Consider the following 14,342-nt stretch of genomic DNA (forward strand, 5'->3'; position numbering starts at 1 on the left):
CGTCAGCCCTGCGCCGTCGTATCCGACGACGTCGGCGATGCTTCGGCAAAGCCACCACCCGGCTTATTGAGATCGACGACCTTGCCATTGATCTGTGTCGGTCCGGATGCCGTGAAGTTGAAATGCGTCCCCAGAATGATGACCGTGCCGTCTTGACGCATGATGAACTTGGAAGCGCCGCATTCGATGACGAACTCTTCGCCGACGATCACCTTCTTGAATTTGCCGACCTTTTCGAGGGATGTCTGGCCAACATTCGTAACCTTGCTCACCCCGATCTGCTCAGCCCGGGCAATGCCAACAGTGTCCGATTTGAAAGACCCGACAATGGTGTTCATGATCCCCGACAACGGGAAGAGGTCCGATGCGGCGTTTCCGACACCGGTTCCCGATCCCGCTAGCGCCGTACCTGCATCAGCACGGGGACTAGACCCCGAGACAACGCCTTCGCGGCTGCCGAGGCCGCCGGCGCTGAGGAAGCCCAGAGCGGAGGACGCGAGGGTGCCGGCGAATGCGGCAAGGCCCGGTCCGCCACCGCCGGCGATTTGGCCCGCCTGTGAGAGCAAGCCTGCCGTTTGCCCCGAAAGTCCTTGCACTGCGCCCATCAGCGCCATCGCCATCGGCCCCGTGCCGCCGACAACCGTATTCACCGATCCGCCGATCTCGTGCTTCTGGTTGCCACTCACCTCCACCGCGCGGTTGCCGCCGACGGAGGCGACCTCGTGGCGGTCGACGCGTTTGGTCCGGTCGTTGAGAACGCGGGTCGTCTGGTCTTTCTGGGCATGGAAGAACATGTTCTCCCGACCGGCATCATCCTCGAACGTCATTTCATTGAAGCCCGTGCCCTTATGGGTGTTAGACCGCATAACCATTCGGGTCTTGTTGCCGGGCAGATCGTAGGGTACGCCGTTGCTGGGGTTGGGCACGACGCCGGTCACCAGCGGCCGATCTGGATCACCGTCGATGAAGGCGACCATGACCTCCATGCCGATGCGCGGAATGACCTGACCGCCCCAGGTGCCGCCCGCCCAATTCTGCGCCACGCGCACCCAGCAGGTGTCCGATCCGTCCTTGCTGGCCCTGCGATCCCAGGGAAACCAAAGCTTGATGCGGCCATACTTGTCCGGATGAATCTCTTCGCCCGGCGGACCGGCGACGATTGCGACCTGAGTGCCGCGGATACGCGGGCGCTCGGTATGCCGGTGCGGCGTCATCGACACGCGCGACGGCACCGCTTCGAATTCATTGCTGTATTCCGGCTGGTCGATATTGGTTTCGTAGGAAGGGTCGACTGCGACATGCTTTGCGCTGATGACCACATGCTCTTCGTAGACATGGTCCGGATGGGCAACCTCGTAAGGTGTGAAACGCCGGCCGGCTTCGAGAATACGTGAGGTGGAGCGGCCGAGAACCCTGTTATGGTCGGCCTCGCTCGCCTGCATCCTGAGCTTCTGCGCCCTTTCCGCCTCGCCGACGGAGGCGATGCGGGCCGGATATTCATAGAGCTCGCGCTTCATGGCCCCCGGCATCTGCACCAGCGACGGCGTCGTTGCGGCAGGCACCATTTGTGGCGTCTCGAAATTCCAATCCGCGCCGGCTCGTTGCCCCGGCACATAGGCGTAATGCCGCATCCATTCGCTGATGTGGTTGCGGTCGGTGGACCCCTGCGCCAGGCGCACCTGCGATTCACCCAGAGCCGAAGGCGACGGTCCGGCCCATGAACTCGCACCATCGGCAACATGCAGCCGGTGGCTGCCGTTTTCATGCGAGAACCAGTAAAAAAGCCCATCCTCTTCGAAGCGGCGGGTCAGAAAGTCCAGATCCGTTTCATTCCATTGCACGGAGTAATGCTGTGGCGGCGGGGGCGTTACGACACCGGATACGTCAGGTGCGGGTATGCCGTGCTCGGAAAATAGCGTCTCGACGATATCGACGCTCGTCTTGTCCATCCAAATCCGGCAATCGGACCGTTGCGACAGCAGCCACATCTGCGGCTTCAATACCAGCGAATAGGAGCGAAGCCCGCGCGTGATCGGCGGGCCTTCGTGAAGGGCGGTGACCAGCCCGTTGAAGGGGCGGCGCATGCCGTCCCCGCCATCTTCGCCTTGCCGAACCTCGATGGAGACGTCCACCAGACGCCCGATCAATTCTTCGGGCTTCACGACTTCACGCTTGGCGCGCACGGAGAGCTGGATGTCGAACAGCGACGACACCCCCTCTTCGATCGTTACCCGCTCAGGCAGGAGCTGATCCGTTCCAAGCGGCGATATGACCCTGAGATTGCGCGTCGCCTGGATGAAATCGTTGGCCGAAGGCTGATCGTTCATCTGCGCCTCATCCTATCCGCGCGATTGCAGCACCCGTCTTGCCGGCACTGCCGAGCGCCTGCCGGCGTCCGCCCACGAGATAGACCATCTGGAACAATGTGCCATTCGGTAGGGTCTCATGGATGCCCGGCCCATACAGGACCTCAGGCGTCAGGATTTTGCCGATATCGGCGCGCGTCGGAACCGTTCCAAGCAGATAGGCGCCGCGCGCCATCAAAGCCCTGGTCTCGCCGTCGGTGACGGAATAATTGAATTGCGCCACGAAGATCGAATGATGGTTGGTGTCCATCTCGCGGATGATGTGGGCCTCGTTGTTGCGCAGCCATCTTTGCAGCCAGTGCGTCAACGACATCTCATTGGCCTTTTCCGCAAACATCCGGAAAAGCGATGCTGCCGCACCCGCAGCCTGATTGCGTGCCGCGAATTCACGCGGACCGCTCGGATAGGAGAAGTAATCATAGGACGGACCGCGGCCTGCGCGCCTGACCGGCGGAAGGTCGGTCTGTCTCACCGGCTCCATTTGCAGCGCCGGCGAGGAAACGGAAAAATCTACCATGGCGACCTCGATGAAGGAACGTTCTTGAAACGGTGGAAATCGCAGCCGTGACTGCGATCTCGCGTCAAACACAGTTCCGGCGCGTCGTCAGAAACGCGCCGGAAGATGGTGCTGTCATCAAGCAGCCTTGGTCGTTGCCAGATCGTAAGAGGCAATCATCGGCGACTGCGGCGACTGCGAGTCGTCGTATGGCGTGTACTTCACTTCCATCTTGGTGAAGTTGAGCTTGATCGTCTCCACCGGACGATCGCCGTTGGAATCGACCGAATAGCTGGCGATCAGCGTGTTGGTCAGGGTATATTCGATATAGGTGTCGCCGGGATTGCCGGTCGTCACCAGATGGATAACTGCTTGCTTGCCGGTGCGGCCGGAGCATGCTTCCTGGAACAGCTTGGTGGACGAAGAGTCGCTGACCTTGGTCAGAATGACTTCCGAAACAGTCGGCTCGGAAGCTTCACGGTTCGCTGCAGAACCAGCCGAAGTCTTCATGTTGCGCGAAACATTCCAGTGAATTACTTCGATGTCCATCCACTTCTTGTGTTGTTCGTGGGTGGCATCGCCCTGGATACCGTCGATTTGCAGATAAATCGGCATGCTATCAGCTCTCCTGTTGGGATTTAAATCCGCCTTGTTGCGCCAAGGCGCGGTTGCCTTTCCGTCTAATGCCGCATCCGGACAGCATGTCCGTCCGAGGCTGCTTCATTCGCCGCACCGGTTTTTTCCGGATCGACGAATTCGGTGTCGTCCACCGAGCACTCCTCGATGAGGAAGCGATGGTCGTTGAAATTGATGTCGATGCGGGCAACCCTGCGCCCTGCGGAAATCGCATCGAGGAAAAAGGTCGAAAGCGCGGGAAGGAGATCGCGGGCGATCATGATCTCGATGGCGCGCGCACCCAAATCGCTGGCCTTAGCCCGCGCGACAAGCGCTTCGCGGGCTGCTGACGAGAGGGACACGGCGGTGCCGTAGGCGGCACCCACGCGATCACGAATGCGGCCGATCTGAATATCGACGATCCCGCTCAATGTATCTCCGTCGAGCGGGATGAAAGGTAAAACGATCGTCCGTCCGAGAAAGGCAAGTTTGAAATGCTTCTGCAATTCAGGAAGCAGCAGCGTTTCCAGGGCCTCTCCCTGCGGCATCGTTTCCGGATCTGCGGCGAGCGCCGCCAGAAGCTCCGAGCCGCTATTTGCCGTCATGACGATGGTGGTGTTCTTGAAATCGATGTCCCGGCCTTCGCCGTCGCGCAGCATGCCCTTGTCGAAGACCTGGTAGAAGACCTCCTGCACACCGGGATGCGCCTTGTCGATCTCATCGAGCAACAGCACGCCATAGGGCCGCCGGCGCACGGCTTCGGTCAGAACGCCGCCCTCGCCATAGCCGATATAGCCGGGCGGAGATCCGAGAAGCATCGAAACCTTATGCTCCTCCTTGAACTCGGACATGTTGATCGTCGTCAGATATTGGCTGCCGCCATAGAGCAGATCGGCAAGCGAAAGCGCCGTTTCCGTCTTTCCCGTTCCCGACATGCCGACAAGCAGGAAGACGGCCGGCGGCCGACGCGGATCGGAAAGTCCCGCGCGAGCAGACCGCATCGCCGCCGAAATCCGGTCGATGGCAGCATCCTGCCCGATGATGCGCTCCTTCAGCCGAGCATCCAGGGTCTTGACCGTTTCGACCTGATCCGAAAGCAATTTTCCGACGGGAATACCTGTCCAACGCGCCACGATTCCGGCGACGACGTCCTTGTCGACGACGCGGGGGACAAGCGGCGTTTCGCCGGCGACCTTCGCGAGATTGCGCTCCGCCAGCACAAGCGCCGAATGCGCTCCTTCGGAAACCATGCCGTGCAGCGGAAAAGGCGCGACATTGCTGTCGTCTACCCGCGATCCACCTGCCGGCGATGCCCCGTCATCAGCCTCGCCGATCGATGCTTCGAGACGGTCGGCCTCCCGCGATAGCCGCATCTCCTCATCGAACTTGAGCTGCAATTTCTCGATCTCGGACGAGACCTCCAACCTTTCGGCATCGATGATGGCAAGGCGAGCGGCGATCTCGGCAGTTGGCGGTTCGGCCAAGAGCGAAGCGGCCTCGAGCTCCAGCATATCCCGCTCGTTTCTAAGCCCTTTCAGGGCCTCGGGGATCGTCTGCCGGGCGAGCGAAACAGCAGCCGCGGCCGTGTCTATCAAGCTGATAGCCTTATCCGGCAATTGCCGAGCCGGAATATAGCGCGCCGAGAGACGGACTGCGGCGGCAAGCGCTTCGTCGCGAATCCTGACCTTGTGGTGGGCCTTGAAGCTGCCGACGATGCCGCGCAGCATACGAATTGCCGTTTCCTCATCGGGTTCGTGGATGTGCACGAGCTGGAAACGACGGGTCAGCGCCGCATCCTTCTCAATGAAGCGCTTGTATTCGCTCCAGGTCGTCGCAGCGATAGTCCGCAACTCCCCTCGCGCCAGCGCCGGCTTGAGGATGTTTGCCGCATCCCCTTGTCCGGATTGTCCACCGGCGCCCATGAGGCCGTGCGCCTCGTCGATGAACAGGATGATCGGCTCTGCCGAGGCCTTTACGGCATCGACCACACCATGCAGGCGACGCTCAAACTCGCCCTTAACGCCCGCCCCGGCCTGCAGTAGACTGAGATCGAGGAGCAAGATACGCACATGCTTCAGCATGTCCGACACGTTGCCCGCCGCAATTTCCAGCGCCAAAGCTTCCGCAACCGCAGTCTTGCCCACGCCAGCCTCGCCGACGAGGATCGGATTGTTCTGCCGGCGTCGCATCAGGATATCGATGACCTGGCGCAATTCTCGATCCCGTCCGATCACCGGGTCGATGCGGCCTTGGCGTGCATCCGCCGTCATGTCGCGGGTGTACAGGCGCAAAAACTCGTTTTCTCCGGCGGACGGAATCGTGCCGGAAAGCGGCGCCACCGATGCAACGGCGTCCGAGGAAGCCGCGGCGTTCAACAGGTTTTCCAATGCGTTCCGATCGAGATTGCGTAGTGACGGGGCAATGCCGCGCATGACGATGCGCAACGACTGATCCGTCGTCAGAACGGTCAGCAGATCGGCGGCGATGACACTATTGCGGCCACATTGAAGAGACGCGACGATCCACGCCTCCCGCAGAAGCGCAAGCAAATTGGCGGACAACACGAGCGATGTTTCACCGTCACGGGGCAGGTCGGCAATCGCTCCATCAAGCTCTGTCCGCAGCGCGACAGGAGATACGCTAAGTCCTTCAAAAACGGAGCAAACTTCCGGCGCGTCAAGCAGCGATCTTATCCAGTGTGCGACATCCACCATCGCGTGTCTGTGACGTGCCGCAAGCGACGCCGCAGCCTCAAGTCCGACACGCAAATTCGGCTCAAGCGTTCTGATGAGACGATTGAGATCGATGTTGGACACTCAGAAAACCTCCCTCAAAAGTTTAAATCATCGCGTCCTTTGGAGCCGACGAAACAACTAGGGCGGTTAATCGTCATTGTCTAGGCTCAAATATCAATTTTTCCAACGCGCGAGAATTTGCTCGATGTCACAAATCCGTCGCAGAATATACACGGTTGACAAGGCAATATCTCCCCATCAGTATCGCGAATTCCGATGATGTATTCAAAATTTCGGAGTTAACAACCTGCTGAACATTCGCGACATCGCTGCTCCACTTGATAAAAACGCGCCATGCGGAGAAAATCTTCGCGTTAATACTTCAATGCGCGAAATATACTACAGAATAAAAGATGCCAGAAACCAAGCTCGTACTGCTGAACGAGGTATTTCACCCGGCGATAATATTACGCTTTGCTCAGCTTGGACAGATGTAAGCAATCTGGGATTGCAGATTATTTCTTCAAGAAGTAAGGACCTCGAAGTATTAGCATGGCTTGCCGAAGCAGAGTTGCGGCTTCGGGGTTTCGAAGGACTTCGCGATATCTACCTCGCGATCACGTCGCTTTTAGACAAGTATTGGGAGCAACTTCATTCGGTCGGCGATGGCGATCTGGAAGAGCGGCTGGCGCCTTTGGCGGGCCTCAACGGTGTCGGCGGCGAAGGCACGATCATCCAGGCCATCAGGCTCACGCCGCTCGTTCCCGGCGCCAAATTTGCCCAGTTCTCGCTCTGGGATTTCCAGTTGTCGCAGCGCCCCAACGAGGCGAAGCGGCGGGATGAACTCAATCAGGTGGTCATGGAAGCCGGGGTTTCGGCGATGCGCAGTCACCTCGAGGGGGTGAACGGCTGCATCTCCGCATTTGACGGTCTGGTGGCGCTTCTTGGCGAGCGCTGCGGGAGCGAGGCGCCGCCAAGTTCCAACACGCACAACGTCCTTCGGGAGGCGGCAGCCGCTATTCGCACGCTGGCGGGCATCGACCCAGAGACAGATGCGTCCGCAGGCGAGCCGAGACTTCAAGCCGCGAACGCGAACTCCGTGGCAGAAGCGCAGCCGGTTCAGGCCAGACCGCTGAACGCCGATGCGATCGGATCGCGAGAAGAAGCCTTCGAGCTTCTGACTTCCGTCGCTCGTTATTTCCGCCGAACCGAACCACACTCGCCGATTTCATTGGCAATCGAGACGTTGGTCAGGCGGGGACGCATGGATTTTTCCGAACTTCTGGCGGAGCTCCTGCCGGAGCAGCAGGTTCGAAACGCGGTTCTGACCGCAGCAGGAATTCAACCAAAGTCCAACAAAAGCGGGTGAAAAATCTCGCAAAGCATAAATTTTTGCAACCTGATCTTGCCGAATTCAGAGTTGCGACAATTTTAACGTCCGAAATTTGCCGCTGGCATGAAGGAGAAGCTTAATGGCAAGTGTTCATGAGAAGCTGGAGCGGGTTCGCAAGCCGCGGGTCCACATCAAGTACGAGGTCGAAACCGAAGGCGCGATGGTCGTGAAGGAGCTGCCCTTCGTCGTCGGTGTCCTCGGCGATTTCTCCGGCGATCCGACTCAGCCGCTTAAACCATTCGGCGAACGCAAGTTCGTGCAGATCGATCGCGACAATTTCGACGACGTCATGCGCCGCATGACGCCGGGCCTGAACATCACCGTCGAAAACACGATCGAAGGCAACGGCACGCACATCCCGGTCTCATTGAAGTTCGAGAGCATGAATGATTTCGAGCCGGGCTCGATCGTCAATCAGGTGCCGGCGCTGAAGGCCCTGCTCGATGCCCGCAACCAGCTTCGCGACTTGATGAGCAAGGCGGACCGCTCGGAGGAACTCGAACGCTTGCTCGAGGATATTCTGCAGAACAAGGCGGATCTTTCGAAACTGGTGTCCGAACTCGGCGCTCTGCAAAAGCCGCCCGTCAATTGATCGCTCCTGACGAGCCCCGAATAGAGATCGTCCCACCCTTGTTTCGCGCAGCCGATGCCGGTCAGACCAATGCTTCTGCCGAGATCGCTGCTCTTCCTGAAGGATCGAAGAATGAGCGCTGAAACCCAATTGAAGGCCCCCGAGGCCGAATTCGCGCCGGATGAAAACCTCCTGACCCGGGTCGTGGCCGCCACGCGCCAGACCGAACCCGACCGTGCCCAGGACCTTCTGCGAACGCTGACGGACCAAGCCCTCAAGGGCACCGTCACCTACGACCGCAACCTGACGATCACCCTCAACAACGCCATTGCCGAACTCGACAGGACGATCTCCCGTCAGCTTGCCGCCATCATGCAATCGCCGGAATTCAGCAAGCTCGAAGGCACCTGGCGCGGGCTGAACTATCTGGTCAAGAACAGCGAGACCAGCGTCAACCTGAAGATCCGCGTGCTGAACGCGTCTAAGCGCGACGTATCGAAAGACCTGTCAAAGGCCGTGGAATTCGACCAGTCGCGCCTCTTCAAATCCATCTACGAAGATGAATTCGGCACGCCCGGCGGCGAGCCGATGGGCGCTCTGATCGGCGACTATGAGTTCGACAATTCCTTCGAAGATGTGCAGATGCTCCAGGGCATCTCCTCCATCGCAGCCGCTGCCTTCGCGCCATTCATCTCCGCGGCAAGCCCGCGCATGTTCGGCTTCGACGACTATCGCGAACTGGCCCGTCCGCGCGATCTCGAGAAGATATTCGAGACGGTGGAATATGCAAAATGGCGCAGCCTGCGGGACAGCGACGACTCGCGTTTCGTGACGCTCGCCCTGCCCCGCGTACTGGCACGCATGCCCTACGGCCCGAAAACGAACCCGATCGACGAATTCGGCTTCGACGAAACCCAGGGGTCAAGCACCGGCGAGCTGGACCATGATGCCTATTGCTGGATGAATGCCTCCTACGTCATGGGAACGCGGCTGACCGAAGCTTTTGCGCGCAGCGGCTGGTGCACCGCCATTCGCGGCGCCGAGAACGGCGGCAAGGTCGAAAACCTGCCGATGCACATCTTCTCCAGCGACGATGGCGATCTCGACCTGAAATGCCCGACGGAAGTTGGCATTACTGACCGGCGGGATGCCGAGCTTGGCAAACTCGGTTTTCTGCCGCTTTGCCACTACAAGAACACCGACTACGCCGTGTTCTTCGGTGCGCAAACGACGCACAAGCCCAAGCTCTACGACAAGCCGGAAGCAACGGCCAATGCGGCAGTTTCGGCGCGCCTTCCCTACATGATGGCGACCTCTCGCTTCGCGCATTACCTGAAGGTCATGGGCCGCGACAAGATCGGCTCCTTCATGGAGGCGGAGGACTGCGAAAACTGGCTGAATCGCTGGATCTCCAACTATGTCAACGCCAATGACGATGCCGGCGAGGAATCGCGCGCGAAATACCCCCTGCGCGATGCCAAAGTCACGGTTCAGGAAGTTCCGGGCAAACCAGGCTCCTACAATGCCGTCGCCTGGATGCGCCCGTGGCTTCAGATGGAGGAATTGACCACCTCGCTGCGCATGGTCGCTCGCATTCCGTCCAAAAACTAAGCTGGATACCGCGCGGCGCCCAATCGCCGCGCGGATCCTCGGCAGGCCCATGATCGGAACAGCGATGGATTCCAGCACAGCGCGACCGCGTCAGATAGATCGATTGATCGCCATGATCGACGATACGCTCAATCGGCAGGTCAACGCCATCCTCCACCATCCCGAATTCCAGGCGATGGAGGCGAGATGGCGTGGGTTGGCTCTGCTTGTGGAGCAGGCCGATCGCGCCGATGACGTGAAGATCAAGATGCTGAGCGTCGGCTGGCCGCAGCTATCCCGCAACTTCGAGCGCACCACCGATTTCGACCAGAGCCATTTGTTCGAACTCGTCTATAGCCGCGAATTCGGCATGCCTGGCGGCGAGCCGTTCGGCCTGCTGATCGGCGACTATGAATTTTCGCCCGAGGAGTCTGCGGGCAGCGATGCCATCGGTGCGCTGACGCAAATCGGCATGGCGGTTGCGGCAGCGTTCTGCCCCTTCGTGGCAGCCGCTTCCCCGCGGGCAATCGGCCTTCAGCATTTCAGCGAACTCAACCGCGTGCATGATTTTTCCTGGCTCGCGAACGACCCGCAGCGCATCCGCTGGAACGGGTTGCGGGCGCGCGAGGATTCGCGTTTCCTCGGGCTCGTGGCGCCGCGCATTCTGATGCGATCGCCCTATGAGCCTTTCGCGCGCCGACGCGACGATCATTTTCCTTTCCGCGAGAGCATCGCAGCCGATGGCAGCACGCTGCTGTGGGGCAACGGCGCCTTTGCCTTTGCTCTGATCGTCATCCGCAACTTTATCGAGTCCGGCTGGTTTGCCGATATCCGCGGCGTAACGCAGGATGCGGTGGATGGCGGCCTCTTGAGCGCGGAAGAACTGGCACCCTACGACATGGGGATCGAAAGCGACGGCCTCTCGGCCCAGGCACCCGTCGAGATACGACTGACCAGCACGCAGGAGCAGCAACTCTGCGAACTCGGCCTGGTGCCGGTCGCAACCACCTATTTGTCGGCCTCGGTCATCTTCAATTCCAATCAGTCCCTGCACGCGCCGCCGCATTATTCCAGCGAGCAGGCGCGGCAGAATGCGCGGATCGCCGCCATGCTGCAATATGTCCTCTGCGCTTCGCGTTTTTCGCACTATCTGAAGGTCATCATGCGTGACGAGATCGGCCGGCTATCGGACGCCGGCTCGATCGAGCGCAAGCTCAATGAGTGGCTTTCCGGATATACGCTCGGCAATGATGATGCCGATCTTGCGCTGCGCACGCGTTTCCCCCTGCGCTCCGCCGGCATTGCGGTCAGCGAAATTCCGGGCAAGCCAGGGATCTTTTCCTGCACCGTGCGGCTGCAGCCGCATTTCCAGCTCGATGATGTCTCTACGAGCTTCCATCTCATTGCCGAGACCGCGAACACGGCCCAGGCCCTGTCGCGTCCCGCCCTGCCGCAAAGGATGTCCGCATGATGCTATCCGCCAGGATTGCCGAAGCCCTCGGTGAAAATGCACTGGAAGATGCAATGGAACAGGTGAAGGCGCATCTGAAGGTCTCACCGACCGATAAGGAGGCTCGGCACCTCTACATCGATCTGCTGGTGCTCGATGGCGACTACGAGCGCGCTGATGCGCAGTGCAATCTCGCCAACACATTCGCACCGGAAGACACGATGGGATTTACGCTGTTGCGCAACCAGTTGCGGGCGATGGCTGCGCGATCGGCGTGGTTTCGCGATGCGGCAACACCCGATTTTCCGCAGGGACCGAGCGAGCTCGACAAGGCGGCATTGCAGCTCGGCATCGCAAGCCGGCAGGGATCGCCGAAGGAAACGCGGGCAATGCTGGAGGCGCTTGATGATCTGCGCGGCGAGCAGCCGATGATCTGGAACGGCAAGCAGGTTTCTGACCTGCGTGACCTCGACGATCGCGTTCCACACGCCTTGGAAGTCATCATGAACGGCGGCGCCTATCTCTGGGTGGATTTTGCCAAGATCGCGGCCGTCACTATCGAACCCATCGCACGGCCGCGAGACCTCGCATTCCGCCGGGCCGAGCTCGAACTGGTCGATGGCGCAAGTGCGCTCGTTCTCCTTCCGGCGATCTATCACGGAACGCCGGCGGACGGGAAACTGCTGCTTGGCCGCGAGACAGAGTGGATCGACGAACCGACCGGGATCACCACCGGCCGCGGTCAGAGATGTTTTCTGGCAGGCGATGAACTGGTGTCCTTCCACGACACCGTGAAACTCGAGGCATCCGGCTGGACAGAAGAGACGAGGCGCTCGGCCCATGGTTGACCCGCTGGAACGCTACAGGCCACAGGAAAGGACACTTGCGCGATCGATCATCGACCGCTTGGTCGATGCCAATCCGGACCTGTCGCAAGACCCGCCCTTGAGCACGACCGAACAGATCCGCGAGCTGCGCGAAGGGCTTCGCCGCGACCTCGAAGCCCTGCTCAACACCCGACGCCGCCCAACCGCGCCGCCTTCGGCTTGCGAAGAGCTGGGCGATGCACTGGTCTCTTACGGCGTCGATGGCATGGTATCGGCGAACCTCGTTACCGACGAAGCCAAATTGCGCCTTGCCCGCGTCATCGAGCGGCGCATAGCCCTGTTCGAAACTCGTCTTTCCGATGTGCGCGTGACGATCCTTAAAAGCCGCTCCAACGGAGAGCGGGCCCTTCGCATGCGCATCCAGGCCACCTTCCGGGTGCATGAGGGAATGCCGCCGATCAGCTTTGAATCGATGATCGATCCGTCGACCCAGCGTTTTCTGGTGGAGACCGCCAATGTCTGACGGCTTCCTACAGCGCTATAACGACGAGCTTTCCGCTCTCCGGCGGCGCGCGGCGCGTTTTGCCGATGCTTTTCCGAAGATCGCCGGCCGTTTGCGCATGACCGGTGAAATCGCCGACGATCCGCATGTCGAGCGGCTCATCCAAAGCTTTGCCTATTCCGCCGCCCGCGTTCGCCAGAAACTGGACGACGAGTTTCCGGAGCTGACGGACGGCCTGCTGGAAACCCTCTATCCTCACTATCTGGCGCCACTGCCCTCCATGGGCATCGTCCGGTTCGCGCCGAGCAATACGCTCGCCTCGGTCCAGACCGTGCCGCGTCACACTGAAATTTTTGCCGAACCGATCGGCGGTGAAGCCTGCCGTTTCCGCACAACGCAGGATACGGATGTCCTGCCGGTCGAAATCGTTTCGGCTTCGCTTTCCAGCCATCCGATCAGCGCCCCGCCATCGCGGCATGCCGGCGCGGCGGGCTGCCTGCGCCTGTCCATCCGTTCGCGCGACGCCAACAAGCCGCTTGGGGACATCGGACTAAAGCGATTGCGGCTGCATATCGCCTCGGTCTGGCAGCAGGCCGTCGCGCTCCATGAGCTGCTTGCTAACCACACGCTCGGCTTTGCGCTTGCCCATCACGCCGACGACCGCAATCCCATCCTGTTGCCGGCCACCAAGCTTCGGCCCGTCGGTTTCGAGCCGGACCAGTCGATGCTGCCCTATCCTTCTTCAAGCTTCATAGGCTATCGGCTGCTGACCGAGTTCTTCGCACTGCCGCAGAAATTCCTCTTCATCGACATTGGCGGGCTTGATGTCTGGCGTGGAGAAACGCTGGAAATCTTCATCTATCTCGACGAGACGGACACCAAGCTGGAACGGACGGTCTCGGCGCGCGATTTCGTGCTCAATGCCACGCCCGTCGTCAATCTTTTCCGCCAGACCTGCGAACCACTGACCCTCGACGGTACGCGCACGGAATATCGTTTGTTGCCCGATGCCCGGCGGCAGAAGACGCGTGAGATCTATGCGATAGAGCGCGTGCTGGTCTCCGGCCGCGGGGGCGAGGAGGAAGTATGCCCTCCCTTTTTCGGCCGCAGCCAGAAGGGCGGATCCGGATCGCTTTTCTGGCAATGTATCCGCAGTTTCGATGCCGACGATCGCACGTCCGACATGGATATCGCCTTCGTCGACAGGGGACGGAAGGCGCCCGGGCCGCTGGACAGGATTGCCAGCATCGATACGCTCTGCCTGAACCGCGATTTGCCTGAACAGTTGCCGTTCGGCGGCGGTCATCCCTATCTGCAGCTCGCCTCCGGCAGCGAAGCTGTCGGTTCCGTCGAAGCGCTGATGCCGCCGACCCCTTCGGTCCGCATGAACGAACAGCAGGGACGCAACTGGCGGCTCGTGTCGCACCTGCTGCTCAATCATCTTTCCCTTTTCGACAATGAGGGCGCGGCGTTGAAGGATATTCTCTCGCTTTACACCTTCCGGGACAGCCGCGAGACGAAGCAGCTCGTCGATGCGCTGGTGCGGGTGCAAGCCCACAGTTCGACGGCACGGCTCGGAAGCGGCGGAATGGTGCCGGGCACGGATGTCATGCTCGAATTCGACCCGGCAGCGATCGACAGGGCATCCGCCTATCTGTTCGGCAGCGTTCTCGACCGGTTCCTCGGCCTCTACACATCCATCAACAGCTTCACCCGCCTTTCGATCTCGATGAAGGGACAGTCGAAACCGATCGCAGTCTGGCCGGCGCGCGCTGCCGAACGACCGCTTCTCTAGGA

Annotated in this window: 11 protein-coding genes; 7 read left to right on the plus strand and 4 right to left on the minus strand. The window is 60.3% G+C overall.

What is annotated here, in order from left to right; all coding sequences use genetic code 11:
• Nucleotides 1-2: 2 nt before the first annotated feature.
• The 4 genes from tssI to tssH form a co-directional block, all read right to left on the minus strand.
• A complete protein-coding gene (gene tssI / locus PH547_RS19985; RefSeq protein ID WP_285169208.1) occupies nucleotides 3-2,327 on the minus strand; it encodes a type VI secretion system tip protein TssI/VgrG in 2,325 nt (774 codons plus the stop codon).
• A 7-nt stretch (nucleotides 2,328-2,334) separates the two neighbouring features.
• Complete coding sequence (locus PH547_RS19990; protein WP_260304910.1) at nucleotides 2,335-2,883, minus strand: hypothetical protein; 549 nt, start codon at nucleotides 2,881-2,883, stop codon at nucleotides 2,335-2,337.
• A 117-nt stretch (nucleotides 2,884-3,000) separates the two neighbouring features.
• Entirely contained in the window at nucleotides 3,001-3,477 is a 477-nt protein-coding gene (locus PH547_RS19995; protein ID WP_034511314.1) for an Hcp family type VI secretion system effector, read from the minus strand.
• A gap of 65 nt (nucleotides 3,478-3,542) precedes the next feature.
• The gene (gene tssH / locus PH547_RS20000; RefSeq protein ID WP_285169209.1) at nucleotides 3,543-6,293 is read right to left on the minus strand and encodes a type VI secretion system ATPase TssH; all 2,751 of its coding nucleotides are present in this window, start codon (nucleotides 6,291-6,293) and stop codon (nucleotides 3,543-3,545) included.
• Between the two features lie 229 nt (nucleotides 6,294-6,522).
• Here tssH and tssA point away from each other — a divergent pair, with 229 nt between their 5' ends.
• The 7 genes from tssA to tssF all read left to right on the plus strand — a co-directional run bounded on the left by tssA (nucleotide 6,523) and on the right by tssF (nucleotide 14,340).
• On the plus strand, nucleotides 6,523-7,581 hold the full coding sequence (gene tssA / locus PH547_RS20005; protein ID WP_285169291.1) for a type VI secretion system protein TssA: 1,059 nt from the start codon (nucleotides 6,523-6,525) through the stop codon (nucleotides 7,579-7,581).
• A 103-nt stretch (nucleotides 7,582-7,684) separates the two neighbouring features.
• Complete coding sequence (tssB, locus tag PH547_RS20010; RefSeq protein ID WP_260304908.1) at nucleotides 7,685-8,197, plus strand: type VI secretion system contractile sheath small subunit; 513 nt, start codon at nucleotides 7,685-7,687, stop codon at nucleotides 8,195-8,197.
• 111 nt (nucleotides 8,198-8,308) lie between these two features.
• Nucleotides 8,309-9,787, plus strand: coding sequence for a type VI secretion system contractile sheath large subunit (gene tssC / locus PH547_RS20015; protein WP_285169210.1), 1,479 nt, complete (start codon nucleotides 8,309-8,311; stop codon nucleotides 9,785-9,787).
• Nucleotides 9,788-9,851: 64 nt separating this feature from the next.
• Nucleotides 9,852-11,237 carry a type VI secretion system contractile sheath large subunit gene (gene tssC / locus PH547_RS20020; RefSeq protein ID WP_285169211.1) on the plus strand — a complete coding sequence of 462 codons (1,386 nt, stop codon included), beginning with the start codon at nucleotides 9,852-9,854 and terminating at the stop codon, nucleotides 11,235-11,237.
• Nucleotides 11,234-12,064 carry a type VI secretion system accessory protein TagJ gene (locus tag PH547_RS20025; RefSeq protein ID WP_285169212.1) on the plus strand — a complete coding sequence of 277 codons (831 nt, stop codon included), beginning with the start codon at nucleotides 11,234-11,236 and terminating at the stop codon, nucleotides 12,062-12,064. Before tssC (PH547_RS20020) ends, PH547_RS20025 begins: the two co-directional genes overlap by 4 nt.
• The gene (gene tssE, locus PH547_RS20030; protein ID WP_285169213.1) at nucleotides 12,057-12,566 is read left to right on the plus strand and encodes a type VI secretion system baseplate subunit TssE; all 510 of its coding nucleotides are present in this window, start codon (nucleotides 12,057-12,059) and stop codon (nucleotides 12,564-12,566) included. The genes PH547_RS20025 and tssE overlap by 8 nt, the downstream gene beginning before the upstream one ends.
• Entirely contained in the window at nucleotides 12,559-14,340 is a 1,782-nt protein-coding gene (gene tssF, locus PH547_RS20035; protein WP_285169214.1) for a type VI secretion system baseplate subunit TssF, read from the plus strand. Before tssE ends, tssF begins: the two co-directional genes overlap by 8 nt.
• Nucleotides 14,341-14,342 lie beyond the last annotated feature (2 nt).

Origin of the sequence: Rhizobium cerradonense, from assembly GCF_030182455.1 — a bacterium.
Lineage (GTDB): Bacteria > Pseudomonadota > Alphaproteobacteria > Rhizobiales > Rhizobiaceae > Rhizobium.